The sequence below is a fragment of the Streptomyces sp. NPDC005070 genome (assembly GCF_053600395.1).
Genome location: NZ_JBSFZS010000024.1, coordinates 1 through 24,944, shown reverse-complemented (window position 1 = coordinate 24,944; position 24,944 = coordinate 1). Strand labels below are relative to the sequence as shown.

At 72.1% G+C, this 24,944-nt stretch carries 21 protein-coding genes; 7 read left to right on the top strand and 14 right to left on the bottom strand.

What is annotated here, in order from left to right; genetic code table 11:
• Positions 1 to 31: 31 nt before the first annotated feature.
• Positions 32 to 376 (top strand): DUF4326 domain-containing protein, encoded by a 345-nt coding sequence (locus ACWEBX_RS11185; protein WP_451884608.1) that lies wholly within the window; start codon positions 32 to 34, stop codon positions 374 to 376.
• Positions 377 to 466: 90 nt separating this feature from the next.
• Here the strand turns inward: ACWEBX_RS11185 and smc are convergent, their stop codons facing one another.
• The 3 genes from smc to ACWEBX_RS11170 form a co-directional block, all read right to left on the bottom strand.
• Positions 467 to 4,069 (bottom strand): chromosome segregation protein SMC, encoded by a 3,603-nt coding sequence (gene smc, locus ACWEBX_RS11180; RefSeq protein WP_451884607.1) that lies wholly within the window; start codon positions 4,067 to 4,069, stop codon positions 467 to 469.
• Between the two features lie 217 nt (positions 4,070 to 4,286).
• Positions 4,287 to 4,490 (bottom strand): hypothetical protein, encoded by a 204-nt coding sequence (locus ACWEBX_RS11175; protein WP_355773424.1) that lies wholly within the window; start codon positions 4,488 to 4,490, stop codon positions 4,287 to 4,289.
• 382 nt (positions 4,491 to 4,872) lie between these two features.
• Entirely contained in the window at positions 4,873 to 5,154 is a 282-nt protein-coding gene (locus ACWEBX_RS11170) for an acylphosphatase (protein WP_361683156.1), read from the bottom strand.
• A gap of 153 nt (positions 5,155 to 5,307) precedes the next feature.
• Here ACWEBX_RS11170 and ACWEBX_RS11165 point away from each other — a divergent pair, with 153 nt between their 5' ends.
• Positions 5,308 to 6,300 carry a CAP domain-containing protein gene (locus tag ACWEBX_RS11165; protein ID WP_451884606.1) on the top strand — a complete coding sequence of 331 codons (993 nt, stop codon included), beginning with the start codon at positions 5,308 to 5,310 and terminating at the stop codon, positions 6,298 to 6,300.
• Positions 6,301 to 6,392: 92 nt separating this feature from the next.
• Here the strand turns inward: ACWEBX_RS11165 and ACWEBX_RS11160 are convergent, their stop codons facing one another.
• The gene (locus ACWEBX_RS11160) at positions 6,393 to 6,623 is read right to left on the bottom strand and encodes a hypothetical protein (RefSeq protein ID WP_451884651.1); all 231 of its coding nucleotides are present in this window, start codon (positions 6,621 to 6,623) and stop codon (positions 6,393 to 6,395) included.
• 546 nt (positions 6,624 to 7,169) lie between these two features.
• Between ACWEBX_RS11160 and ACWEBX_RS11155 the strand changes: the two genes are divergently transcribed.
• A complete protein-coding gene (locus tag ACWEBX_RS11155; RefSeq protein ID WP_451884605.1) occupies positions 7,170 to 7,634 on the top strand; it encodes a winged helix-turn-helix transcriptional regulator in 465 nt (154 codons plus the stop codon).
• Positions 7,635 to 7,654: 20 nt separating this feature from the next.
• Here ACWEBX_RS11155 and mutM read toward each other — a convergent pair whose 3' ends face one another.
• From mutM to recG, 8 genes are all read right to left on the bottom strand, one after another.
• The gene (gene mutM, locus ACWEBX_RS11150; RefSeq protein WP_451884604.1) at positions 7,655 to 8,515 is read right to left on the bottom strand and encodes a bifunctional DNA-formamidopyrimidine glycosylase/DNA-(apurinic or apyrimidinic site) lyase; all 861 of its coding nucleotides are present in this window, start codon (positions 8,513 to 8,515) and stop codon (positions 7,655 to 7,657) included.
• A 443-nt stretch (positions 8,516 to 8,958) separates the two neighbouring features.
• Positions 8,959 to 9,816 carry a ribonuclease III gene (gene rnc, locus ACWEBX_RS11145; protein WP_451884603.1) on the bottom strand — a complete coding sequence of 286 codons (858 nt, stop codon included), beginning with the start codon at positions 9,814 to 9,816 and terminating at the stop codon, positions 8,959 to 8,961.
• A gap of 19 nt (positions 9,817 to 9,835) precedes the next feature.
• Positions 9,836 to 10,009: a 50S ribosomal protein L32 gene (rpmF, locus tag ACWEBX_RS11140; protein WP_006139588.1), complete on the bottom strand. Its 174-nt coding sequence runs from the start codon at positions 10,007 to 10,009 to the stop codon at positions 9,836 to 9,838.
• A 2-nt stretch (positions 10,010 to 10,011) separates the two neighbouring features.
• Positions 10,012 to 10,656, bottom strand: coding sequence for a YceD family protein (locus ACWEBX_RS11135; RefSeq protein ID WP_451884602.1), 645 nt, complete (start codon positions 10,654 to 10,656; stop codon positions 10,012 to 10,014).
• Positions 10,657 to 10,829: 173 nt separating this feature from the next.
• Positions 10,830 to 11,903, bottom strand: a complete 1,074-nt coding sequence (locus tag ACWEBX_RS11130; protein WP_451884601.1) for a cell division initiation protein — start codon at positions 11,901 to 11,903, stop codon at positions 10,830 to 10,832.
• A gap of 99 nt (positions 11,904 to 12,002) precedes the next feature.
• Entirely contained in the window at positions 12,003 to 12,512 is a 510-nt protein-coding gene (coaD, locus tag ACWEBX_RS11125) for a pantetheine-phosphate adenylyltransferase (protein WP_451884600.1), read from the bottom strand.
• Positions 12,509 to 13,096 carry a 16S rRNA (guanine(966)-N(2))-methyltransferase RsmD gene (gene rsmD / locus ACWEBX_RS11120; RefSeq protein ID WP_451884599.1) on the bottom strand — a complete coding sequence of 196 codons (588 nt, stop codon included), beginning with the start codon at positions 13,094 to 13,096 and terminating at the stop codon, positions 12,509 to 12,511. The genes coaD and rsmD overlap by 4 nt, the downstream gene beginning before the upstream one ends.
• Before the next feature lie 137 nt (positions 13,097 to 13,233).
• Positions 13,234 to 15,450: an ATP-dependent DNA helicase RecG gene (recG, locus tag ACWEBX_RS11115; protein WP_451884598.1), complete on the bottom strand. Its 2,217-nt coding sequence runs from the start codon at positions 15,448 to 15,450 to the stop codon at positions 13,234 to 13,236.
• A 166-nt stretch (positions 15,451 to 15,616) separates the two neighbouring features.
• Between recG and ACWEBX_RS11110 the strand changes: the two genes are divergently transcribed.
• Positions 15,617 to 17,455 (top strand): HSP90 family protein, encoded by a 1,839-nt coding sequence (locus ACWEBX_RS11110; protein WP_451884597.1) that lies wholly within the window; start codon positions 15,617 to 15,619, stop codon positions 17,453 to 17,455.
• Complete coding sequence (locus ACWEBX_RS11105) at positions 17,452 to 20,523, top strand: tetratricopeptide repeat protein (RefSeq protein WP_451884596.1); 3,072 nt, start codon at positions 17,452 to 17,454, stop codon at positions 20,521 to 20,523. Before ACWEBX_RS11110 ends, ACWEBX_RS11105 begins: the two co-directional genes overlap by 4 nt.
• A 67-nt stretch (positions 20,524 to 20,590) precedes the next feature.
• Here the strand turns inward: ACWEBX_RS11105 and ACWEBX_RS11100 are convergent, their stop codons facing one another.
• Complete coding sequence (locus ACWEBX_RS11100; protein WP_451884595.1) at positions 20,591 to 21,517, bottom strand: LysR family transcriptional regulator; 927 nt, start codon at positions 21,515 to 21,517, stop codon at positions 20,591 to 20,593.
• A gap of 80 nt (positions 21,518 to 21,597) precedes the next feature.
• Between ACWEBX_RS11100 and ACWEBX_RS11095 the strand changes: the two genes are divergently transcribed.
• Complete coding sequence (locus ACWEBX_RS11095) at positions 21,598 to 22,524, top strand: DMT family transporter (RefSeq protein WP_451884594.1); 927 nt, start codon at positions 21,598 to 21,600, stop codon at positions 22,522 to 22,524.
• Between the two features lie 18 nt (positions 22,525 to 22,542).
• Here ACWEBX_RS11095 and ACWEBX_RS11090 read toward each other — a convergent pair whose 3' ends face one another.
• Positions 22,543 to 24,336 carry a DAK2 domain-containing protein gene (locus ACWEBX_RS11090; protein WP_451884593.1) on the bottom strand — a complete coding sequence of 598 codons (1,794 nt, stop codon included), beginning with the start codon at positions 24,334 to 24,336 and terminating at the stop codon, positions 22,543 to 22,545.
• 259 nt (positions 24,337 to 24,595) lie between these two features.
• Here ACWEBX_RS11090 and rpmB point away from each other — a divergent pair, with 259 nt between their 5' ends.
• Positions 24,596 to 24,781 (top strand): 50S ribosomal protein L28, encoded by a 186-nt coding sequence (gene rpmB, locus ACWEBX_RS11085; RefSeq protein ID WP_330307541.1) that lies wholly within the window; start codon positions 24,596 to 24,598, stop codon positions 24,779 to 24,781.
• Positions 24,782 to 24,944: the final 163 nt, after the last annotated feature.

Here is a 24,944-nt window from a genome sequence, read left to right as displayed (position 1 = left end):
CCCCGGCCGCCCGGGCGAGGAGGATCCGGTCATGCCGCAGACCACGGTCGTGAACCTCAAGGGTCACCGCGACGATCCCGCGTACGCCGATGTGGTGTACGTCGGCCGCCCCATGCACCGGGGCGGCTGGCACCTGACCGGCTCCCCGCTGGCGAGCCCGTTCCGCCCCGGCCACGACGGCACCCGGGACGAGGTCGTCGAGATGTACCGCGCCTATCTGCTGGCACGCCCGGAACTGCTGGCCCGGCTCCCCGCCCTGCGCGGTCACCGCCTCGGCTGCTGGTGCGTCCCCGAGCGCTGTCACGCCGAGGTGCTCGCCGAACTCGCCGACGAGGGCGTGGGCGAGGACCTGCCGGCGCCGGACGACCGGCCGTAGCCGGCGGCCCGGACCGGAAGCGGGCGCGCAACCGCGGGCGGCGGCGCGGACCGGAACGGGGCGGACAACCGCGAGCGGCGGCCCCGGTGATCAGCGCAGGCGCTGGCTGATGACCTTCGAGACGCCGTCGCCCTGCATGGAGACGCCGTAGAGCGCGTCGGCGACCTCCATCGTGCGCTTCTGGTGCGTGATCACGATGAGCTGGGAGGCCTCCTGCAGCTCCTGCATGATCCTGATCAGCCGCTGGAGGTTGGTGTCGTCCAGCGCCGCCTCGACCTCGTCCATCACGTAGAACGGGCTGGGGCGCGCCTTGAAGATCGACACGAGGAGCGCGACGGCGGTCAGCGACCGTTCGCCGCCGGAGAGCAGGCTGAGCCGCTTGACTTTCTTGCCCGGCGGCCTGGCCTCGACGTCGACACCGGTGGTGAGCATGTTGTCGGGGTCGGTCAGGATGAGCCGCCCGTCCCCGCCCGGGAACAGCCGGCTGAAGACGCCCTCGAACTCCCGCGCGGTGTCCCGGTACGCCTCGGTGAAGACCTGCTCGACGCGCTCGTCGACCTCCTTCACCACCTGAAGAAGGTCGGCGCGGGTCTTCTTCAGGTCCTCCAACTGCTCGCTGAGGAACTTGTGGCGCTCCTCCAGCGCGGCGAACTCCTCCAGGGCCAGCGGATTGACCTTGCCGAGCTGCTGGTACGCCCGCTCGGCAGACTTGAGCCGCTTCTCCTGCTCCGCGCGGTGGAACCGCCGGGGCTGGTTGCGCGGGTGCTCGGGGTCCTCGGGCAGTTCCTCGCCCTCGGCGGGCAGCGAGGGCGGTACGAGCTGGTCGGGGCCGTAGTCCGCGACGAGTCCCGCCGGCTCGACGCCGAGTTCGTCCAGCGCCTTCGCCTCGAGCTGCTCTATGCGCATCCGCTTCTCTGCACCGAGCACCTCGCCCCGGTGCACCGAGTCGGTGAGCTTGTCGAGCTCCTCCTTGAGCTCGCGGCCCCGACTCCGCGCGGTCACGAGCTCCTGCTCACGGTGGGCCTTCGCGCTGTCGGCGGCGGTGCGCTCCTCCTCGGCACGGGCGAGCGAGATCTCGACGTGCGCGAGAAGCTGCCGTGCGCCGGAGGCCACGGCCGCGGCGACGGCGGCCTCGTGGCGGAGCCGGGCGCGCCGCTGTTCGGCACGCGCGCGTGCCTCCCGTTCGGCGCGGGCGGCGCGGTCCAGCGAGTCGGCCCGTCCGGCGAGTCCCTTGACCCGTTCCTCGTGCGTGCGTACCTGGAGGCGGGCCTCCATCTCCGTCTGCCGCGCGTTGGCGCCGTCCGCGGCGAGCCGGTCCCGGACCGAGGTGTCGGGTTCCTCCTCGACCGGCATCTCCTCGGCCACGGCGAGCCGTTCGGCCAGTTCCTCCGCCTCGTCCACGGCCCGGTCGAGGGCTTCCTGCGCGCGGGCGGCCGCGGCGGTGCTCCGCTCGGCCTCGCCCGCGGCGCCGCGTGCCTGTCCGGCCAGCCGTCCGAGCTGCTGGGCGACGGACGACTTCTGCCGTTCGGCGGCCCTTCGCCGCTCCCCCAACTCCTCGACGAGTTCGGCCCGTTCGCCCCGCTGCTCGGTCGCCAGCCGCTGCGCCTCGGTCAACTCCTCGCAGCGTACGGCCAGTTCTTCCAGTTCGGCCGCCGCCTCGTCCACGGAGGCCTGCACTTCGAGCAGACTGGGCGCCCCGGCGGACCCGCCGTGCGCGAAGTGCGCCCCGAGCAGGTCGCCCTCGGCGGTCACCGCGGTGAGTCCGGGCCGTGCGTAGACCAGGTCCTCGGCCTCCTCCAGGGTGCCGACGACGACGATCCCGCGCAGCAGCCGCCGTACGGAGGGCATCAGTTCGGCCGGGCCCCGGACGAGATCGGCGGCGTACGGCGGCGTGTCGTCGTCGCGGGGTACGTGCGGGGAGGCGCCGTCCGCCGGTCCGGCGGGGGCGTGCGCTTCGGCGTCGGGTTCCCCGGGTGCTCCGGCGAGGAGCAGGGCCGCGCGGCCGGCGTCCTGCTTGCGCAGCAGCCGGATGGCCTCGGCGGCCGAGGCGGGGGTGGCGACGGCGACGGCGTCGGCGGCCGCGCCGAACGCGGCGGCGAGCGCGACCTCGAAGCCGGGGGTGACCGTCAGCAGTCCGGCGGCGGGACCGAGGACCCCGGTGAGCCGGTCCGTGGCACCGAGCAGCGCTCCCGTGCCGTCCTTGCGCCGCAGGCCGAGGGCCAGGGCGTCGCGCCGGGCCTGGGTCGCGGCGCGCTTGCGTTCGGCCGCGGTGGCGGCCTCGCGGGCCGCGCTCAGCGCGGCCTCCGCGTCGGACAGGGCCCGCCTGGCCGCCTCGTGCTGTTCGGTGAGATCGGCGTCGCCCGCGTCGAGCCCGTCGACCTCGGCCTTCAGCTCCTCGTACTCCTCCTGTGCCGTGACCGCGCGTTCCTGGGCCTCGTCGCGGGCGGCGGCGAGGCGGTCGATCTCGGCCTGCGCGGAGGCGGCGCGCGACCGGGCGGCGTTGACCTGGCCGCCGAGGCGGGCGAGGCCCTCGCGGCGGTCGGCGATGGCGCGGGCCACGTCCTTGAGGCGGCGCTCCTCGACGGTCAGCTCGCGCTCCAGTTCTGCGCGGTGCGCGACCGTGTCCTCCAGGGCCCGCTCGGCCGCGTCCAGGGCCGCTTCGAGCTCGGCCTCCTGCTCGCGGACGCGGACGGCCTCGCGCTCCATGTCCTCGGGGTCGCGCCCGCGCCGTTCCTCGGCGGGCACCGAGGTGGCGCTCTTCACGCGCGCGTCGGCCAGCGAGACCGTGCCGCGCACCCGCTCCGCGAGCTGGGAGAGTTCGTACCAGGTCTGCTGGGCGCGCTGGAGGCGCGGTGTGAGCCGACGGACCTCGTCCTCCAACAGGGCCTCCCGCTGGAGCGCCTTCCTGAGCTCGGCCTCGGCGGACTCCTTGCGCTGCTTGAGCGCGGCCTCGTCGGCGATCTCGGACTGGAGGGCGCCCCGCAGCCGTACGAGGTCGTCGGCGAGGAGGCGCAGCCGGGCGTCACGCAGGTCGGCCTGGATGACGGCGGCGCGGCGGGCGACGGCGGCCTGCCGGCCGAGCGGCTTGAGCTGGCGCCGCAGTTCGTCGGTGAGGTCCTGCACGCGCGCGAGGTTGGCCTGCATCGCGTCCAGCTTCCGCAGCGCCTTCTCCTTGCGCTTGCGGTGCTTGAGGACGCCCGCCGCCTCCTCGATGAAGGCGCGGCGGCCCATCGGGTCGGCGTGCAGGACGGAGTCGAGCTGGCCCTGTCCGACGATGACGTGCATCTCACGGCCGATGCCGGAGTCGGACAGCAGTTCCTGGATGTCGAGCAGACGGCAGGTGTCGCCGTTGATCTGGTACTCGCTGCCGCCGTTGCGGAACATGATCCGCGTGATGGTGACCTCGGCGTACTCGATGGGCAGCGCCCCGTCCGAGTTGTCGATGGTCAGGGAGACCTCGGCACGGCCGAGCGGCGGGCGCCCGGTGGTGCCGGCGAAGATGACGTCCTCCATCTTGCCGCCGCGCAGCGACTTGGCCCCCTGTTCGCCCATGACCCAGCTCAGGGCGTCCACGACGTTGGACTTGCCCGAGCCGTTGGGGCCCACGACACAGGTGATGCCCGGCTCGAACCGCAGCGTGGTCGCGGAGGCGAACGACTTGAACCCGCGCAGGGTCAGGGCCTTGAGGTGCACGCCGCCGGACTCTACCTTTCGGGCCGGTCTCACTCCATGAACGCGCGGTTTCGCCCATGAACGCGCAGGGCACACCAGACGTTAAAGAGGGGGGATGGTGGGGACGGCCGCTCGGGGGAAAGAAAGAAGGGACGCCGGACGGCGTCCCTTGCAAATCTGACAACGTAGCGGTTGATTCGGGCCGCCCGACCACTGCTGTCATGGTGCGGTGCAGTGATCAGGTGAGCGCAGGCTCCGCCTGGGGTACGTCGATGCTCTCGAGAATCGAGTCGTGAGAAGCGGCAGCCGCGAGCGCGTCGTTCTCGGCCTGGATCCGTACAAGCTCGGATTCGAGGTCTTGGACGCGCTGCTGGAGCCGTCGCATCTCGGCAATGAGTCGCGGGTCGGAACCGCCGACGTAACCGAGAAGCGCCTTTGCCATGATGGATGGTCCTCCACACTGAGTGACCGACCGAAGCGGTGTGGGTCGTGAGGGAATCGCACCCGCAATGCTTGACACTGCTGATGTCCTGCTGCCGTTCCACATGCCAAACAGCTAAGGTGCGCGGGGCTTTCAGCGTCTCACCAAAAAGTTTGACGGTCAACACGATCACGCCCTGTATCGGCGGGCAACCCACTGTCGCGCGGCTTCCGAAACGGCGGCGCTGTGACTCCGGTGGGGCCCTCAGGGCGGCGGGATCATCGTTATCTCGGGAGCCTGCCACTTTGCGCCGTTCTTGGCAACCACCAGGCCATTTCCACTACTGACGGGTGCCGGTGGCATACGCCACGCCACCTTCCGGGGCCCCCGCGGGCCGCCGTCGTCAGCGGATGGCGAAGCCGTCGTAGATCCCCCGGGGCGTGTCCCAGATCTCAGTGACTCCGTCCACCCGGCCGGGCGTGTCGTCTCCCTGGAGCCAGTCGAGCAGACTCTGACAGCCGGCCCGGGGGCCCTCCGCGACCACCTGGACGCGTCCGTCGTCGAGATTGAGAGCAAAACCACTCAGCCCTCCGATCTCCAGTGCCCTGGCCCGCGTGAACCAGCGGAAACCCACACCTTGGACCCGTCCGCGGACCCAGACGACCAGCCGTGAAACCTCGTTCATGGCTGCACGCTAACCGGACAATGTCTCGTGGAGCACATCCTCCACTCGCGCCATGGGGTACCGTCCCGACCCAATGAGTCTCATTAGAAACTCACTCTTTCGGGTGAGGTTTAAATGAGGATCGCTGACTCAAGATCGAGGAAGGCCCAAGAGATGGGACGCCACCGACGCTCCGACGCCGGCCGCGCCGCCACAGGGCGCGCCACCGGAGTCACAGATACGAGCGGGACCCCCACGGAAAGCTACGGCCCGGAGAACCTGTACGGCTACGCGGCCGTCGCCGATCTCCCGACCGCCGCCTCCGCCCGCTCGCACCGCAAGCGGAAGGGTCCGAGCCCGGTCAAGACGGGGCTGCTCGGCGTCTCGGCGGCCGTGGCCCTCGGCACCGTGGCCGTCGCGGCCGGTGTCGTGCCCGGCGCCGACAACTACGCGCTCGGCGGTGGCAGCAACAACTCCGACAGCGTCCAGGCCGCGAGCTCGCCCTCCAGCGTGGAGACCCAGCAGGGCGGTACCTCGGGCAGCGCGGACGCCCGCGAGGGCACGTCGACGAGCCGTGGCTCCGGTCGCGCGTCGACCCCTTCGACCGTCGCCCCGTCGACCTCCACGTCGCCGTCGGCCGCTCCGACCACGACCGAGCCGCCGAAGAAGCAGGGCAACGGGGCCTCCAAGGAGGAGAAGACGAAGGAGCCCAAGGCTCCCGAGACGACCAAGCCCTCCAAGAAGGAGACCAAGGCGCCGGTCGCCAAGACCCCGGTGAACGTGTCCGCGGAGTCCGCCGCCGAGACCGAGGTGCTCAAGCTCGTCAACGACGAGCGCGCCAAGATCGGTTGCAGCCCGGTGGCCGCGAACAGCGCCCTGACGGACCTGGCCGCGACCTTCAGCGAGGACATGGCGGCCCGGGCCTTCTTCGACCACACCGACCCGAGTGGGCTCAGCCCCTGGGACCGCGCGGCGAACGCCGGGATCACCAGCCTCGGCGGCGAGAACATAGCCCGCGGCCAGGCCGACGCGGCAGCCGTCATGGAAGCCTGGATGAACAGCCCCGGCCACAAGGCCAACATCCTGAACTGCGACTTCAAGACCCTCGGCGTCGGAGTCCACTTCGGCGAGGGCGGCCCTTGGTGGACGCAGGACTTCGGCTACTGAACCAACCGCAGGTCGGAGGGCTGAGCGCCCTCCTGGGCCGTGCCCGGGCCGTCGTGAAGGGAATCTTCTCTCAAGGCTGAGGAGCTGTTCGGCTAGCCGGCGGAGTGGTCGATCACGTTGCCGTTCGAGCAGTTGTTGACGTGATCGGCGATGTAGTCGCCCAGGACGGGCACCACGGCTACTTCCTGGAGGCAGACGGCTGCCGCCGAGAAGTTCCAGTTCGTGACGGCCTTGACGCCGTCACCAAGGTTGTCGGCATGGGCAGGAGCCGCCATCGCCGCAGCGGCCAAAGTCAGCGCGGCAGTCATGATGATCTTTCGCATGCCCGGTGAAACGATCAGCAAGACCCGAAGGTACGGCAGCCTCCAGGCATATCCCCCACGTGCCCGAAGCCGCGAGCACCCATGGGGAGCAGCGGGGACCTGCCGGCCAAGCGTCCAGCCCTGGGGGACCATGCACACCCGACGAACCGCCTGTGCGGCGCTGTCAGCCCTTGCCGTCGCAACGACAGGATGCAGCAGCGGCAAAGACAGCGGCCCGGCTCAGCCGCCAGGTTTCCCGGCTGCAACACCGAATGCGAGCGCGGTGGCAGCCCTCGGCCGCCCGAGCAATGAAGAAGCGTGACAAGAGTGACCTATCCCTCTGACGGGGACTCTGGTGCCGAGGGTCTTCACCCGCCATTGTGTTGAGCACCCGCCGGGCCGTCTCCGGGCCGTCCGAGGGTGCTCAAGCTGATCGCACAACGCATGGCCGACCCGCTCGGGGGGTCGGCCATGTGGCGTTTCCGGGGGTCGGACCGGGTGGGCGTGGAGCTAACCAGGAGTTAGTGCAACCTGTTGGGTGGCGCTGTGGCTGAGTATGCTGGCTGCATGGAATCGTCCGCGGAGATCACGGAGCGCGCCGGGAGCGGCGAGGGCGGCGTGTGCGCCGACGGCAAGGACCTCGCGTACAACGTGTTCGCCCGCGGCTGTCCGTCCCGGGGCACGCTGGAGCACGTCACCGGCCGCTGGGGCTCGCTCACGCTCGGGGCGCTGTACGACGGCACGTTCCGGTTCAACGAGCTGCGCCGCAGGGTCGACGGCGTCAGCGAGAAGATGCTCTCGCAGACCCTGCACGCGCTGGAGCGCGACGGTCTGGTGCACCGTGACGCGCGGCCCACGAACCCGCCGCGCGTCGACTACACCCTCACGCCGCTGGGCCGCGAGGTCGCCGAGCGTCTGCTGGCCCTCATCGCCTTCGTCGAAGGACGCATGGACGATGTCCTGGAGGCCCGCGCGCGTTACGACGAGACCCGCGAGGCCCCCGCGACCTTGCGGGCGGCGCAGGAAGCGTAGGGGGCCGGGGCCCCCAGGCGTCAGGCGGTGGGGCGCGGGGCTCGTTGGCAGCGTGGGCAGAAGTAGCTGGAGCGGTTCATCCAGGCGCGTCGGCGGATCGGGGTCCCGCAGCGGCGGCAGGGCTCGCCTTCGCGCCCGTACGCGTCGAGCGAGCGGTCGAAGTAGCCCGACTCGCCGTTGACGTTGACGTACAGGCTGTCGAAGCTCGTGCCTCCGGCGGCGAGGGCGTCGTTCATGACCTCGCGGACGTGGCCGAGGAGTTCGGCGGTGCGCGGCCGGGTCATGGTTCCCGTGGGGCGTTCGTAGTGAAGCTTGGAGCGCCACAACGCCTCGTCGGCGTAGATGTTCCCGACACCGCTGATCAGTGACTGGTCGAGCAGGGCGCGCTTGAGGGTCGTACGGCGGGCGCGCAGCGCGGTGTGGAACGCGGCGTCGTCGAAGAGGGGGTCGAGCGGGTCGCGGGCGATGTGCGCGATGACGTCGGGGAGGCCGTCCGGGGTGTTCTCGTGCAGCGACAGCCCGCCGAAAGTGCGCTGGTCGACGAAGCGCAGCTCGGTGCCCTGCTCGTCCTCGAAGCGGACGCGGATGCGGAGGTGCTTCTCCTCCGCGGCGTCCTCCGGCTGCACGAGGAGCTGACCGCTCATGCCGAGGTGGGCGAGCACGGAGTACGGCGAGTCGTCGAGGGGCAGCCACAGGTACTTGCCGCGGCGCATCGCCCCGCCCACCCGGTGCCCGGCGAGCGCCTTCGCGAAGCCGTCGGGGCCCGCCAGGTGCCGCCGCACGGCCCGCGGATGACGGACCTCCACCGATCGCACCACCCGCCCGGTGACCCAGCGCTCCAACCCCCGCCGCACGACTTCGACTTCGGGCAGCTCGGGCACGGGACTCCTCCTGAGGGGCGGGCTGGGCCGGTAATGCCGGAAGGGTACATCGCACCGGGCGGCGACTGCCGGGGAGCGGTTCACCACCCGGCCTGCGGCACGCGTCCGCCCGGGTTCGAAGCCGGCCCCTCGCCGCCGATGGCCCGGGCGGAACCGAGGATCCGAGGCCGAACCAAGGACCCGAGGCAGGGCCGAGGACCCCGGGGCAGGGCCGAGGACCCCGGGCAGGGCCGAGGACCCCGGGGCAGGCACCCGGCCGCAGGGGACTCCGAGCCGCCTCCCGCCGCCCAGGACTCGGTCGGCCCCGCTCGTCTCCCCGGTCCCCTCCGCGGTAGCGGTAACGCACGGACCCCGCCTCGGCGCGAGTGCGTCGGGGCGGGGTCCGGCGGTGCGGGTTCCCGGGCAGGGACGCGGATCACCGCGTACCCGCCCGGGTGAAGGATTCAGGCCGTGGCCGTGTCGGTGCTGGGCGTCGAGGAGGTGTCGGCGGTCTCCTCGATGTCCTGCGCCGCCTGCTGGGCGGCACGAGCCGCCTGTTCGGCGGCCTGCGCCGACTTCGCGCGTTCGTCCGCGGCGGAGTTGATGGCAAGCCACGCGGATTCCGCGGCCTGCTGCTCCGCCTCCTTCTTGCTGCGGCCGGTGCCGGTGCCGTACGAGACGCCTCCGACGCGGGCGGCAGCAGTGAAGACCTTCTCGTGGTCCGGGCCGGTCTCCGTGACCAGGTACTCGGGAACTCCGAGCCCCTCGGTCGCGGTGAGCTCCTGGAGACTGGTCTTCCAGTCCAGGCCGGCACCGAGATTCGAGGACTTCTCGATCAGCGGGTCGAAGAGACGGTGAACGAGTTCGCCCGCCGCTTCCAGCCCCTGGTCGAGATAGACAGCGCCGATCACCGCTTCAAGGGTGTCGGCGAGAATGGACGCCTTGTCCCGGCCTCCCGTGCCTTCCTCGCCCCGGCCGAGCCGGATGAAGGAGCCGAGTTCGAGGCCGCGGCCCACCTCCGCCAGTGCACGAGAATTGACCACCGCGGCCCGCAGCTTGGCCAACTGGCCCTCGGGCAGGTCGGGGTGGGTGCGGTACAGCGTGTCCGTGACCACGAGGCCCAGCACGGAGTCCCCGAGGAACTCCAGGCGCTCGTTGGTCGGCAGACCGCCGTTCTCGTACGCGTAGGAACGGTGGGTCAGCGCACGCACCAGAAGGGCGGACTCGAGCTTGTAGCCGAGCCGCCCTTCCAGAAGCGTGTGGGACGAGGCTGTGTTGTCCGCCTTTTTCTTGGCGTTTGAATCCGCCTTGGCGTCAGACATCAGACCTCTCACCAGCCGCTCAGACCTCGAGGACCTGGCGCTTGTTGTAGGTGCCGCAAGCCGGGCACGCGATGTGCTGCAGCTTGGGCTCGTGGCAGCGCTCGCACGCAACCAGGGTGGGGACCGCAGCCTTCCACTGCGACCGGCGGTGGCGCGTGTTGCTGCGCGACATCTTCCGCTTCGGAACAGCCACGGCTACTTCTCCTGCTTCTCGTCGACGCCAGGTTCGGCGCCGCTCAACTCGTCCTTCTCGCCATCTTCGAGTGAACCGGCGAGTCCCTGCAGTGCCGCCCAACGGATGTCGACGGCATCGTGGTGGTGGTCCGGGTCGTCCGCCAGCCGGGCTCCGCATGCGGAGCACAGGCCCAGGCAGTCGTCCTGGCACACCGGCTGCATCGGCAGTGCGAGCACCACCGCATCCCGCAGCACGGGTTCGAGGTCGAACAGGCCGTCCTCGAGAAAGAGAGTGTCCTCGTCGTCCTCGGCGTCGTCGACCGGTTCCGCCTTGGGGCGGCCCCGGTCATCGGCGTCAGGGTACGAGAACATCTCCTGGAAGTCCGCTTCGAGCACCTGCTCAAGCGGCTCCAGACACCTTACGCACTCCCCCTTCACCGATGCACGGGCGGTGCCTGTGACAAGCACCCCTTCCATGACCGACTCCAGACGGAGTTCGAGCTCCAGCGGCGCGCCTTCCGGCACTCCGATGACACCCTGGATCCCGAGATCCACGGGAGCGTCGATCGTGCGGGTCAGGCGCTGCATCGCGCCAGGACGCCGCCCCAGCTCGCGTGTGTCGAACACGAGAGGATTGCGGTGGTCGAGGCGGGCGTTCAGAACCATTCCTGCTTTCGATCTACGAACTCGGGGGACGCCGCCCCAGGTGTCCCTCGGGCAGCGCTGATCGCGGACGTACACGCGACCGAAGAGCCAGGATACTGGACCTTTCGCTCTCGGCCCAATCCGGTGCGCGCCGGCCCCCGGGCCGGGGGCGCGCACCCCTCCTGACCGGGCGGTCAGTGGCCGCCACGCCCCTGCTCGTACGCCCTGAGCTGGTCCGCGCTGATCATGCTGGTGTCGAAGAGGCTGGCCTCGTCGAGGGCGTGGTTCTGCTGGTCCATGGCGTGGGCCTGCTGGCCGTAGACCTGCCCGCTCTGGTCGTAGCCCTGCTGGTCGTAGCCCTGCTGCTGGTAGGCGGCGTACGGGTCGGCCTGCTGGTAGCCGTAGGCGTCCTGCTGCTGCTGGGCGTACTGCTGCTGATAGCCGTACGGGTCGGCCTGCTGCTGGTAGGCGTACGCGTCCTGCTGCCCGTAGGACGGCTGTGCGGCCGGCTCCGGCGTCCGGGCGCTCTGCTCGGGGTCGTCGGCCAGGTCCGCGAGGCCGGCCAGGTAGTCGGCGTCGCTGGTGTGCGCGCCCGGCGTCCCGTCGTCCCCGAAGGTGCCGAGTTCACCGAGGTCGTCGCTGGCGATCCGGCCCTGGAGCTTCTCGCGGCCGCGGCCGACGGCCTCCAGGGTCTTGGCGAGGACGGCCTCGAAGGCGCCGAGCTTGGCGTCGACGTAGTCGTCGGCGTTGCGCCGCAGGGTCTCCGGGTCGTAGCTGCGCTCGGGGGCGTCCTCGTCCTCGTACCCCTGCTCGTCGAGGCCCGGGCCGGTGCCGAGGAGCTTCTCGCGGCCGCGGCCGACGGAGCCGAGGGTCTTGGTGAGGACGACCTCGAAGTTGGCGAGCTGGGAGTCGACGTAGTCGTCGGCCTCCGCGCGGACCTCCTCGGCCTCCTTGCGCGACTCGTTCAGGATCCGGTCCGCCTCGTTCTGCGAGCGGCGGGCGACCTCGGTGTCGGAGATCAGCGAACCGCGCTCGGCGTGCGCGGTCTCGATGATCCGCTCGGCCTCCTGACGGGCCCGCTCGACCATCTCCTCGCGGCCGCCGATCAACTCCTGCGCCTGGGCGAGGGAGCCGGGCAGCGCCTGGCGCACCTCTTCCAGCATCGAGAGCAGTTCGGCGCGGTTGACCACGCACGATGCCGACATGGGCATGGAACGGGCGCTGCCGACCGCCGAGACGATCTCATCGAGCTTCTTCTGTACGTCCACCGTGTGCTCGCCACTCTCTACAGCCGTGATGGAGACGGACGGGACGACTGTACGACCACTCCCGTACCGCCCGACACCGGGTGACGGACAGTCAGTCGCTCAGTCCTTGCCGAGACGCTCCGTGAGCGCCTCCAGGACCACCGACGGCACCAGGTGGGAGATGTCGCCGCCCCAGTTCGCGACTTCCTTCACCAGCGACGAGGAGAGGAAGCTGTAGGTGGGGCTGGTCGGGATGAACAGGGTCTCGACGCCCGAGAGGCCGTTGTTCATCTGGGCCATCTGGAGTTCGTAGTCGAAGTCGCTGACCGCGCGCAGGCCCTTGACGATGGCCGGGATGTCCCGCTGCTTGCAGTAGTCGACGAGGAGGCCGTGGTAGGCCTCGACCTGGACGTTGCCGAACTCGGCCGTGACCTCGCGGATCAGCTCGATCCGCTCGTCGACCGTGAACAGGCCCCTCTTCGACTGATTGATCATCACCACGACGTGGACGACGTCGTACAGCGCGGAGGCGCGGGCGATGATGTCGAGATGTCCGTTGGTGATGGGGTCGAATGACCCCGGACAGACGGCGCGGCGCAACAGTGGTCCCTCGCTCTCCGGTCCGGTCATCGTGCGTCTTCGCACGTAGAGGCGGCGCGACCGTACCAAAAGGTCCCCTCGCCGTAACGACGGGCCCTGACGGCCTCGAAACCCTCGGGCCAGCCGAATTCACCGCCCCTTGTGCTGCGCTCCACGGTGACGAGCACATCGTCCGTGAGCCAGCCCCCGGTGCGGAGTGTGAGCAGAATCTCCCGAAGATCGTCGTCCGCGACGGCGTACGGAGGGTCGATGAAGACCAGGTCGTACGGCTCCTGCGGCGCCGCCGTCCGGACGATCTGTTCCGCTTTGCCCGCTCTGACCTCGGCGCCGGGGAGGCCCAGCGTCTTCACGTTGTCGCGGATGACCTTGGCCGCGCGGGCGTCCGCCTCCACGAGCAGGGTGTGGCCGGCGCCACGGCTGAGCGCCTCCAGGCCGACGGCGCCCGAGCCCGCGTACAGGTCGAGCACGCGCTCGCCCTCCAGCGGGCCGCCGAGCAGGGACTGCCAGGTGGAGAAGAGGCCCTCGCGCGCCCGGTCGGAGGTGGGGCGGGTGCCGGTGCCCGGCGGGACGGCCAGACGGCGTCCGCCGGCCCGGCCGGCGATCACGCGGGTCATGAGGGTCCTTTTCGCTGGGGGTGGACGGTTCCTCCCAGTCTCTCAGCCGTCGGCGGGTCGCCACCGCTCAGCCCTTGTCCAGGTGCGGCCCGTCGCCACCGCTCAGCCCTGGCCCGGGTCCGACTCGTCACCAGCGCTCAGCCCTTGTCCAGGTACTGCTCCCGTTCCTCGTCCAACAGGGCGTCCAGGGCGACGCGCAGGCCGGGGAGGCCCGTGAGGTCCGGGTCGGCGGCGACCACGGCGGTGGCCTCCTCGCGGGCCTCCGCGATGATCTCCTCGTCGTCGATGACGGCCAGCATGCGCAGCGAGGAGCGGGCACCGGACTGCGCCTGGCCGAGGACGTCGCCCTCGCGGCGCTGTTCGAGGTCGATGCGGGAGAGCTCGAAGCCGTCCAGGGTCGAGGCCACCGCGTTCAGCCGCTGGCGGGCCGGGCTCGCCTCTGGCATCTCGGAGACCAGCAGGCAGAGCCCCGCCGCCGAGCCGCGGCCGACCCGGCCGCGGAGCTGGTGGAGCTGGGAGACGCCGAAGCGGTCGGCGTCCATGATCACCATGGCGGTGGCGTTCGGTACGTTCACCCCGACCTCGATCACGGTCGTGGCGACCAGGACGTGCGTCTCTCCCGCGGCGAAGCGGCGCATGACGGCGTCCTTGTCGTCCGGGTGCATCCTGCCGTGCAGGACCTCGACCCTCAGGCCCTGAAGGGGTCCCTTGGCGAGCTGGTCGGCGACGTCCAGGACGGCCAGCGGCGGACGCTTCTCCGCCTCGTCCTCCGGGGACTTCTTCCGGGCGCCCTTCTTGGGGTCGTCCTCCTCGTCACCGATGCGGGGGCAGACGACGTACGCCTGATGGCCCTTCTCCACCTCCTCGCGCACGCGCTCCCACGCGCGGGTGAGGAAGTGCGGCTTGTCCGCGGCCGGGACGACATGGCTGGCGATCGGGGACCGCCCGGCGGGGAGCTGGTCGAGCACGGAGGTCTCCAGGTCGCCGAAGACCGTCATCGCGACCGTGCGCGGGATGGGCGTGGCGGTCATCACCAGGAGGTGCGGGGGCTGCTTGCCCTTGCCGCGCAGGGCGTCGCGCTGCTCGACACCGAAGCGGTGCTGTTCGTCGACCACGACCAGGCCCAGATCGTGGAACTGGACCTTGTCCTCGATCAGCGCGTGGGTGCCGATCACGATCCCGGCCTCGCCGGTGACCAGGTCGAGCAGCGCCTGGCGACGGCCGGCCGCCCCCATGGAGCCGGTGAGGACCACGACCTTCGTCGCGTGCTCGGCCCCGCCGAGCATGCCGCCCTCGGCCAGCTCGCCCATCATCTCGGTGACCGACCGGTGATGCTGCTGGGCGAGCACCTCGGTGGGCGCGAGCATCGCGGCCTGCCCACCCGCGTCGACGACGGCGAGCATGGCGCGCAGCGCGACCATCGTCTTCCCACTGCCCACCTCCCCCTGGAGCAGGCGGTGCATCGGGTGTTCGGTGGCCAGGCCGTCGAAGATCTCCTTGGAGACCTTCCGCTGGCCCTCGGTGAGGGTGAAGGGCAGTCTGGCGTCGAACGTGGTCAGCAGGCCGTCGGGCGCGGGGACGCGGGCCACGGCCGGAAGCTGGGCGTCGGCGTGCCGGCGGCGGGCCAGGGCGACCTGGAGGACGAAGGCCTCGTCCCACTTGAGGCGGGCGCGGGCGTCGTGGATGTCCGCCTTCGTGTGCGGGCGGTGGATCTTGAGGAGGGCCTCGGGGAGGGTGACCAGACCGCGGCCGTCCCGCAGCGAGTCCGTGAGGGGATCGACCGCCTGCTGGGCGCTGGGCAGCACCGTCTGCACGGACTTGGCGATCTTCCAGGACTCCAGCTTGGCGGTGGCGGGGTAGATCGGGATGAGGGCGCCCGCCCAGCTGTCGACGCTCTCCACGGCCTCGTCGCCCTCGCCGCGCAGCAGTTCGTAGGCCGGGTGGGCGAGCTGGAGACGGCGGTTGAAGACGGAGACCTTGCCGGAGAACATCGCGCGGGTGCCGGGCAGGAGGTCCTTGTGCGGTTTGTGCACGCCGTGTCCGAAGAAGACCAGTTGGAGGCGACCGCTGCCGTCCGTGATCGTGACTTCGAGTCGCTGGCCCTTGCCGCGGGGCGCCTTGGAGGAGGCGAAGGTGTGCAGGCGCGCGTCGGCCACCTGGGCGACCACCGTCACGTGCTCGTCCAGGGGCAGGTCGGCGAGGTGGGTGAGCTGTCCGCGCTCCTCGTATCTGCGGGGGTAGTGGTGCAGCAGATCGCCGACGGTGTGCAGGCCGAGGTGCTCGGCCATCACCTTCGCGGTGGCGGGACCGAGCGCCTTCTTCAGTGGTTCTTCGAGCACGGACACGAGATCCATTGCACACCACGGCACTGACATTGCCGTATACGTCCGGGAAATCCGCTGGTCAGACGGCTCGTTCCGGGCCTAGGATGACGCGCTCCGGCCCTCTTCGCGGTCACCTCCCCCGGGACCGCCCGACCCCGCGCCGTCGCCCGTCCCCCCACCGACCGGCGCAGCGACGATGGACTCCCAGACCTCACAGCCGTCCCAGGCCTCCCCGTCACCTCATACGTTCCAGGTCGACCTGCGCGGTCTGGTCGACCTCCTCTCCCATCACCTCTACTCCAGCCCCAAGGTCTATCTGCGCGAGCTGCTGCAGAACGCCGTCGACGCGATCACCGCGCGGCGCGCCGAGGATCCGGACGCCCCGGCCACGGTGCGGCTGTACGCCGCGGACGGGACCCTTCGGGTCGAGGACTCCGGTGTCGGGCTCACCGAGTCCGACGTGCACAGTCTGCTGGCGACCATCGGCCGCAGCTCCAAACGGAACGACGGCCTGGAGTCGGCGCGTTCGGACTTCCTCGGGCAGTTCGGCATCGGGCTGCTGGCGTGTTTCGTCGTGGCCGAGCGGATCCGGGTGGTCAGCCGCAGCGCCCGGACACCCGACGCGGCGCCGGTCGAGTGGACGGCGGCCGACGACGGCTCGTACACCGTGCGCACTTTGCCGCAGGAGGCGCGCACCGAGCCGGGCACCACCGTGCACCTGGTGGCGCGGGCCGGGGCCGGCGAGTGGCTGAGCCCGGAGCGGGTCCATTCGCTGGCGCGCGACTTCGGCGCACTGCTGCCGTACGACGTACGGGTCGGCGACGAGGCGATCGCGGACCTGCCCGCGCCCTGGGACCGGCCCCACCCGAGCCCCTCCGCCCGGCGGGTCGCCCTGGCCCGGCACTGCCGGGAGCTGTTCGGGTTCACTCCGCTGGACTCGATCGACCTGGACGTGCCGCTCGCCGGGATCCGCGGTGTGGCCTATGTGCTGCCGACGGCGGTCAGTCCCGCCCAGCGCGCGAGCCACCGCGTGCACCTGAAGGGCATGCTGCTCACCGAGCGGGCCGAACAGCTCCTGCCGGACTGGGCGTTCTTCGTGCGCTGCGTCCTCGACACGGACAGCCTGCGGCCCACCGCGTCCCGCGAGTCGCTGTACGAGGACGAGACCCTCGCCGCCGTGCGGGAGGCGCTCGGCGAGCGCATCCGGTCCTGGCTGACCGGACTCGCGGCGGGTGATCCGGAACGGCTGGCCGCCTTCCTGTCCGTGCACCACCTGGGAGTGAAGTCGCTGGCGCGGCACGACGCCGGGATGCTGCGCACGATGCTGCCGTGGCTGCCCTTCGAGACGACCGACGGACGCCTGTCCCTGGAGGAGTTCGCCCAGCGGCACCCGGTGGTGCACTTCACGCGGACCGTGGAGGAGTACCGGCAGGTGGCGCCGATCGCCTCCGCGCAGGGGGTCGGCGTCGTCAACGGCGGCTACACGTACGACAGCGAGCTGATCGAGGCCCTGCCCGCCGTCCGTCCGGGTACGGCCGTCTCGGAGCTGGACGCGGACATCGTGACGGCCCACCTGGACACGGTCGACCCGGCCGAGGAGCTGGCGCTGGCCGGCTTCCTCGCCGCCGCGCGGGCCCGGCTCGACCCGCTGAACTGCGACGTCGTGCTGCGCGCCTTCCACCCGCTGTCGGTGCCCGCCCTGCATCTGGACGACCGGGCCGCCCGCCACGAACAGGCCCGGGCGGAGGCCGAGGAACAGGCCGACGACCTGTGGTCGGGCATCCTCGGCTCGCTGCGCGGCAGCGCCCCCCGCGCACGTCTGGTCCTCAACCATCTCAACCCGCTGATCCGCAGGATCAGTTCGCTCGGAGATCCGGACCTGGTCGGCACCGCCACGGAGTCCCTGTACGGACAGGCCCTGCTGATGGCCCAGCGCCCGCTGCGGCCCGCGGACTCGGCGCTCCTGAACCGCGCCTTCATCGGCCTCCTGGAATGGGCCACCCACACCGACCCCGGAAAGGACGACCGCCGATGACCCCGGCCATGGACTTCGACACGCTGCGCCGGGCGATGGCGGACAACTACGAGCAGCCCGAGGGGCCCGGCCGCAACGCGCGCGCGGAACAACTGCTCGTGGAGGCCGAGGGGCTGGACGTCCCGCTCGCCGTGATCGAGGCGCTCGGACACCAGCTCAAGGTCTACAACTACAGCTCCGAGAAGGGAAAGATGTTCGTCCCCTTCGCGCGCCTGCTGCGCATGTGGGACGAACACCCCGAGGACTTCGACGAGTTCGAGATCCACTCCCTGCACTGGGTCTTCAAGTGGATGTCGGCGGGCATGCTCGACCAGCCGCACGTCCCGCTCGCCTCCATAGAGAAGTGGCTCGGCGAGATGGAGCGGCGCTACCGTCTCGCCGGCCACTCCGAACGGGCCGTGCGCAGCGCCGAGTTCAGTGTCGCCGCCCATCTGGGCGACCTGGGGCGCGCCGACGGGGCGTACGGCGCCTGGCTGGCGGCGGACCGCGACGCGATGGCCGACTGCCACGCCTGCGAACTGCACGGGCAGGGCTGGTGGCGCGCGGTGCGCGGCGCGGACGAGGAGGCGCTGGAGCTGTGGGCGCCGGTGCTCCAGGGCGAGTACACCTGCGCCCACGAGCCGCACACCGTCCTCGCGTCCTCTCTGCTGCCGCTGCTGCGCCTGGGACGCGTCGAGGAGGCACGCGCCCATCATCTGCGGGGTTTCCGGCTGGTGCGGGCCATGGAGAGCATGCGCGGCGCGTACGCGGACCATGTGGAGTTCTGTGCGCTGACCGGCAACGAGGCACGCGCCCTGGAACTGCTCGCGGAACGCCCGGCCTACTTCACGGACTCCGGGGATCCGCGCAGCAAACTGGACTTCATGGCGGTCGTGGCGCTCACGATGGACCGGCTGACCGCGCTAGGGCTCGGCGGGCAGCCGGTACCCGGGCCCGCGGGGCGGGCGTGGACGGCCGCGGAACTCGCCGTGCACGCGCGCGGGGAGGCGCTCGCGCTGGCCGCGCGGTTCGACGACCGCAACGGCACGTCGTACGTCGGCGAGCGGGCCCGCGCCCGCATGGACCAGCCGGTGCTCGTCGGCCGGCTGCCGCTGGGCGTCCGCTCCGCGGCCCCGGCACGCGCGGGATCCCGGCCGCCGGTGCCGGTGCCCGTGCCCTCGGGGCAGGCGGTGACGGAGGCCGCCGCCGAACCGGGCATGGACGCGCTGCTCGCCGAGGCCCGGCGGCTCTCGGCGCTGCGGAACCCCGATGCGGTCGAGGCGTGGGCGGCGGTCTCGCGCGCGGCCGACGGCCACGAGCTGGAGGTCCGCGACCGCGCGGAGATCGCCGATCACGCGGCGATGGGCCTCGGGCCGCAGGGCGCCGTGCTCTTCCAGCGGGCCGCCGGGCTGTACGCCGAGGCGGGCGACCCCGGTGAGGCGCTGGCGGCCCGCTCCCGTGCCGCGTACGTCCAGGCGCTGTCGGGCGGGTCGGCGCAGGCCCTGGAGGCGGTCACGGAGCTGCGCACACAGGTGCTCGCCCTGTTCGCCGAGGGCGGGACGCAGGTGCCGCAGACGGCGTCCGTGCTGATGAGCCGGGCCCGGACGCTGATGCACCGGGTGGACGAGCTGGAGAGCGCCGCGGTGAACGGGCAGCCGCTCCCCGGCGACGACACCGACAACGGCTCCGGCTCCGAGGCCGATGTCATGGTCGCCGCCGAGGAGGCCGCGCGGGAGCTGCTGGACCTCGCGGAGCCGCACGCCGGGGACGACGTGGGACTCGCGTCGCGGGCCGCCGAGGCGTACGCGATGCTCGGGGAGCTCGCGGCCCGCGCCGACGACGCCGAAGGGGCCGCCGGATTCCTCCGGCGCGCCGTCGACGGGTTCGTGGCGGCGGGGCTGCCGTGGTTCGCCGTCGAGTACGACTCCCGGCTCGCCGGGATCGCGACGCATCTCGGCGACCTGGAGGCGGCGGAACGGGCGACGCGCGACGCGCTGGATCACGGAGGGTCCCATCTGGAGCCGGTGGGCCATGCCCAGCTTCACCTCCGGCTCGCCGAGACACTCGCCGCCACCGGGCGGCCCGGCCCCGCCTCGGAGCATGCCCTGGAGGCCGCGCACTGGGCCGACGAGGCGGGCGAGGCCGCCACGTTCGGGGCCTGGGCGCGCCACCACCTCGGTGGTTTCCTGCTGCGGCTCGGGCGGTGGGCGGAGGCCGCCGAGATCCTGGAGTCGGCGCTGCCGGATCTGACCGCCGAGATGCACGGTGAGGGCGCGATCGTGCAGACGCGCTGGTGGCTCGGCGACTGTCTCACCGAGCTCGGCGAACACCGCGAGGCCGCCGAGCACTGGCTGCGTGCCGCCGACATCGCCCGGCACTGGCCCGAGCAGCGCGACCACGCGATCCTCGCGAACCTCGCGGCCGAGGCCCTCGCGCACGCCGGGATGACCGCGCGGGCCGATCAGGCGTACGTCCGCGCGTGCGACCTGTGGCGTGAGCTGGGCGACGTCGACGGACTCGTCCGCACGCTCCGGGCCCGCGCGTGGGGCGCGGCCCGGCGGGACGGCGGGCTCGGCGAGGCGCGGGAGCTGATGGCGCAGGCGATCCAGGAGTGCGAGTCGGCCGCGGAGCCGGGAGCCGGAACCGATACCGGAACCGGTGTCGACGCCGGTGCCGGTGCTGGTCCGGGTGCTGGTCCCGGTGCCGGTCCCGCGGACGAGGGGGCGGACGCGGGGCGTCGTGTCGTCGCCGAACTCGGGCACACCCACCGTCAGTTCGGCGACCTGCTGGCCCGCTCCGTGGCGGACGACGCGGAAGAGGCCGTCGTGCGGGAGGTGTTCGAGGAGGCACTCGGGCACGTGGTCCGGGCGATCACCGTGTTCGCCTCCCTCGGCGACCCCCTGCTCGGTGCCCGCACGGGTGCCGAACTGGCGGCCGGCCGGCTGGAGGCCGAACTGGGGCGGCACGAGGCCGCCTCCGCCCGCGCGCACACGGTCCTCGCCGTGTGCGGCCGGCTGGACGGAGAGATCGCCGAGGCCCGGCGCGCCGAGGCCGAGAAGCTGGTCACGCTGATGGAGAGAGCCGGCTAGGGCCCGTCCGACAGCTCGCGTCGTCGCCCGAAGGGTCGCCGGGCGGACGGGAAGTGCCGGACAGGCCTTAAGGACCGGCGGCGCCGGGATTCGTGTCGCCGCCGGTGCGGATCGACTCGGCCGCGCGGCGCAGTTCGCCGAGGACCGTCCGTACGGCCTTGCGGGCCGCGCGCTCGGGACGGTGGAGCACGTCGATGCGGCGTACGGCGTGGACCCCGGTCAGGGGTCTGAGGACCAGGGCGGGATGCGGGCGCGTGGTCCAGCGGGGCATCAGGGCGAGGCCGCCTCCCGCGGCGACGGTCTCCGCGACCACCGCGAACTCGTTGATGCGGTGGACGATGTCGAGGCGCCGGTTCGCGGCGGTCGCGATGGCGTCGACGGTGGCCATCAGCGGGAAACCGTCGTGCACGGTGATCCAGGGCAGACCCGCGACATCCTCCGGCGTCAGGCTCGCCTCGCGGGCCAGCGGGTGGTCGGCCGGCAGGGCGACGTCGAGGGGTTCGCTCAGCAGCGTGGTCGCGGTGACGGTGCGCGGCCAGGGCGGCGTGTGCGCGAGATGGTGGGCGACGACGAGGTCGTAGTCCCGGGTCAGCCGGGGGAAGTGGTCCTGCGCCACGTCCTCGTCGGCGAGCGAGAGCCTCGGCGCCGCCGCGGCCCGGTCGCGCAGCAGGACCGGGTAGAACGTGGCGGCCGCGCTGTGGAAGGCGGCCACGGACACGACTCCGGCCGGCTCGTCCACGAACTCGTCCACGCAGTGCCGTGCCCGGGCGAGGGCGCTCTCCACCTCGATCGCCGCACCGGCGAGCACCCGCCCGGCGTCAGTCAGCACCAGCCGCCGTCCGTCGCGTTCGGTGAGCGGGACCGGAATCGAGCGCTGCAGCAGGCGCAGGTGCTGCGAGATCGCCGAGGGGGTCATCAGCAGCGCCTCCGCCACGGCGGTGACACTCCCCAGCTCGCCCAGTTCACGCAGGATCCGCAACTGCCGCTCGTTCACCCGTCCATTGTAGTGATGCTTAAAAGACCTTGAAGAACTTCGCTCTGGGCTTCAGGGTCGGGGTGGGGCAGCGTGTGGGCGTGTCCCGAGTCCGCAGCACCGACGCGGTGCTTCTCCTTGTCGCCGCCGTCTGGGGTTCCAGTTATCTGGCCGCCAAGACCGCCACGTCGGCGCTCCCCGTCCTGCTCGTCCTGTTCGCGCGGTACGGCATCTCGGCCGCCGCCTGTGTCGCGCTCGTCGGCGTCCGGCGCCGGACGAGGCGCTGCACACGCGACGAGCTGCGCGCCGGGGCGGTGCTGGGGGTCACCCAGGCCGCCGTCCTGGTCCTGGAGACGTACGGGGTCGCCCACACCAGCGCCGCCAACGCGGGCCTGCTGATCAGCCTCACCATCGTGCTCACCCCGCTGCTGGACCGTACGTCCGGCGCGGCGGGGCTGCCGCCCCGCTATTTCGCCGCGACCGGCCTGTGTCTGGCGGCCGTCGTTCTCCTGGTGTCCGGCAGCGGCTTCCACTCGCCTCGTGGCGGCGACCTGCTGATCCTCGCCGCCGCGCTGGTCCGCGGGGCCCATGTGGCCCTGGTGGGGCGGCTCACCGCCCGTCACCCGGTGCGGCCGCTGCACGTCACGGCCGTCCAGACGCTCGTCGGCGCCGTCCTGTTCGCGGTGCCCGTCGCGGGCACCCTGACGACGCTCGGCGGGGTCGACGCCGGCGGCTGGGCGCGGCTCTTCTATCTCGCCCTGTTCTGCGGCCTGTTCGCCTTCCTCGCCCAGACCTGGGCGGTGCAGCGCACTTCCGCCAGCCGGGTCAGTCTGCTGTTGGGCACCGAGCCGGTCTGGGCCGTCGCGGTCGGCATCGTCCTGGGCGGCGAACATCTGACGGCCCTCACCGCCCTCGGCGCCCTGCTCATGGTCGCCGGGACCTACTGGGGGCAGGCCGTCGAACGCGCCCACCGGACGGCCGGGACCCTGGAGGTCCCCCGGCGGTCCGAGGTGCCCTCGAGCGCCTGACCGCGGGCACCGGGTCCGCTACTCGACCCCGATCAGCAGCAGCGCGCCCTGGCGCCCGCCCCGGTACACCACGGTGTCCACCGCGAGGTAGGACTCCCGTACCCGTGACTCCAGGTGCGCGGCGATGGTCTCGGGGGCCTCGTCGCCGAGGACGAGGGTGACCATCTCGCCGCCCGCTGCGAGCATGCGGTCGAGGACGGTCTCCGCCGTGGCGGTGACGTCGGCGCCGATGACGGCGACGTCACCGTCGATGAGACCGAGGACGTCTCCGGCCTGGCAGATGCCGGCCATGGTCCAGGACTGCCGCTCGGCGACGGCGACTTCGGCGTAGCGGGTGGCGCCCGCGGCCGACGTCATGGCGACGACGTCCTCGTCGAAGCGGCGCTCCGGTTCGTGCACGGCCAGCGCGGCGATGCCCTGGACCGCGGAGCGGGTCGGGATCAGAGCGACCCGGACGCCCTCGGCGCGGGCCTGTTCGGCGGCCGCCGCCGCGGTGTGCCGCAGGTCGGCGTCGTTGGGCAGCAGCACCACCTCGCGCGCGTGGGCCCGTCGTACGGCCTCCACGAGCTCCCCGCTGGCGGGCGGCTCCCCCGGCCGCGCGAGCACGGTGGTCGCCCCGGCCTCCGTGTAGAGCCCGGCGAGACCCTCGCCGGGCACGACGGCCACGACGGCTCGCTGCGTCCGCTCCCGGGGCGGTCGCCCCGCCCCGGCTCCGGTGTGGGCGTCGCCGAGCGCGAAGTGGGTGATCCGGATGCGGTGCGGACGCCCCGCCTCGACGCCCGCCTCGACGGCCGCGCCCGCGTCGTCCACGTGCACATGGACGTTCCACAGGCCGTCGCCGCCGACCACGACGAGGGAGTCGCCGAGGCCGTCGAGCCGATCCCGCAGTCGGTCCACGGCGGCGTCCTCCGCGTCCAGGAGGTAGATCACCTCGAAGGCGGGATGACCGATCTCCGCGCCCCCTTCCCCGCAGGCGGCCGCCGCGTCGGCACCGAGGCCGTCCGGCCGTCGCGTCGCGGCCCCGGGACCTTCCTCCCCGCCGGGGGCGCCCGTGGTGCCGGGGGCGGTCCCCTCTCCCGGCTCGTGCGGGGCGGCGGAGGCCGCGAACGGTCGCGGCGCCTCGCCCGTGAACGTCTGCACCAGTGCCGCGAGGACCGCCACCAGTCCTCGCCCGCCCGCGTCGACGACACCGGCGTGCTCCAGGACGGCGAGCTGTCCGGTGGTCGCGGAGAGCGCGGTGCCGGCGCCCGCGTAGGCCGCGACCGCGACCTCGCCGCAGTCCCCCGCGACGCCGGAGGCGGCGTCGGCGGCGGCCGAGGCGACGCTGAGAACTGTGCCCTCGACGGGGTGCGCGACGGCCCCACGGGCGGAGTCGGCGGCGTTGCGCAGGGCGAGGCACAGGCCCCGGCCGTCGGTGTGAGCGGTCTCACCGTCGGCCGCGAGCACCTGGGCCATGCCCCGCAGGAGCTGCGCGAGGATGGTTCCGGAGTTGCCCCGGGCCCCGATCAGGGCCCCGTGCGCCATGGCCCTGATGGCGTCGGCGAGGGAGACCTCACGCTCTTCGCCCGCCCCGGTGCCTTCGGCGGTCCCGGGCGCCGGAGCGGCCACCGCCTCATGGCCCGCGAACACCGCCTCGACCGCCGCCGCGGCCGACTCCACCGTCAGGTACAGGTTCGTCCCGGTGTCCCCGTCTGCGACCGGGTAGACATTGATCGCGTCGATCTCCTCGCGCGCGCGGCCCAGGGCCTCCAGCGCGAGCCCGCACCAGGTGCGCACCGCGAGAGCATCGAATGTCTGCGGCACCTGCGGCACCCGCGCCTCCTTGAGCTGCTGGACGTGGGAGGCAGCGTAGTCCCAGAAGGGGTTACTGCCGGTAGAGGGTCCCGGCCTCGGGCGCGGTGGCAACCGGCGGGCCGTGGTAGTTTCGTTCTCCGGACGCAGTCGTTGTATGCTGCTCCAGTTGCCCGATCCGATCGGGCCATCCCCCTGGCACCGCCCCTCAGATCCTAGATCTTGATCCTCGGCATGCCGGGATCAACCGTAAATGCATCTGAAGTCTTTGGAGTGACCCGTGGCTGCCAACTGCGATGTCTGCGGCAAGGGGCCGGGCTTCGGCAACAACATCTCGCACTCGCACCGCCGTACGCCGCGCCGCTGGAACCCCAACATCCAGCGCGTTCGTACCGTGGTGAGCGGGACGCCGAAGCGCGTGAACGCTTGCACCTCGTGCATCAAGGCCGGCAAGGTCACGCGCTGACAACCGCTAGCGCGCGGCCACTGCTGGTTCGCTTGCACTGAACCCGTCCACCTCACGGTGGGCGGGTTTTTTGCCGTCTCCGGGACAACGGCCGATGCGAGCCGATGCGCCGCGATGCGGGCCGAGTGCCACCCTGCCGCGCGGGGCCCGGTCATCCGGGCCC

Excerpts from the sequence above, each read along its gene's own strand:
- ACWEBX_RS11165 (WP_451884606.1), top strand. The coding sequence starts at position 5,308 with ATGGGACGCCACCGACGCTCCGACGCCGGCCGCGCCGCCACAGGGCGC.
- ACWEBX_RS11110 (WP_451884597.1), top strand. The coding sequence starts at position 15,617 with ATGGACTCCCAGACCTCACAGCCGTCCCAGGCCTCCCCGTCACCTCAT.
- ACWEBX_RS11155 (WP_451884605.1), top strand. The coding sequence starts at position 7,170 with ATGGAATCGTCCGCGGAGATCACGGAGCGCGCCGGGAGCGGCGAGGGC.
- ACWEBX_RS11170 (WP_361683156.1), bottom strand. The coding sequence starts at position 5,154 with ATGAACGAGGTTTCACGGCTGGTCGTCTGGGTCCGCGGACGGGTCCAA.
- coaD (WP_451884600.1), bottom strand. The coding sequence starts at position 12,512 with ATGACCGGACCGGAGAGCGAGGGACCACTGTTGCGCCGCGCCGTCTGT.
- rnc (WP_451884603.1), bottom strand. The coding sequence starts at position 9,816 with ATGTCTGACGCCAAGGCGGATTCAAACGCCAAGAAAAAGGCGGACAAC.
- rsmD (WP_451884599.1), bottom strand. The coding sequence starts at position 13,096 with ATGACCCGCGTGATCGCCGGCCGGGCCGGCGGACGCCGTCTGGCCGTC.
- ACWEBX_RS11105 (WP_451884596.1), top strand. The coding sequence starts at position 17,452 with ATGACCCCGGCCATGGACTTCGACACGCTGCGCCGGGCGATGGCGGAC.
- ACWEBX_RS11175 (WP_355773424.1), bottom strand. The coding sequence starts at position 4,490 with ATGGCAAAGGCGCTTCTCGGTTACGTCGGCGGTTCCGACCCGCGACTC.
- ACWEBX_RS11160 (WP_451884651.1), bottom strand. The coding sequence starts at position 6,623 with ATGCGAAAGATCATCATGACTGCCGCGCTGACTTTGGCCGCTGCGGCG.
- ACWEBX_RS11135 (WP_451884602.1), bottom strand. The coding sequence starts at position 10,656 with ATGGTTCTGAACGCCCGCCTCGACCACCGCAATCCTCTCGTGTTCGAC.
- recG (WP_451884598.1), bottom strand. The coding sequence starts at position 15,450 with ATGGATCTCGTGTCCGTGCTCGAAGAACCACTGAAGAAGGCGCTCGGT.
- ACWEBX_RS11185 (WP_451884608.1), top strand. The coding sequence starts at position 32 with ATGCCGCAGACCACGGTCGTGAACCTCAAGGGTCACCGCGACGATCCC.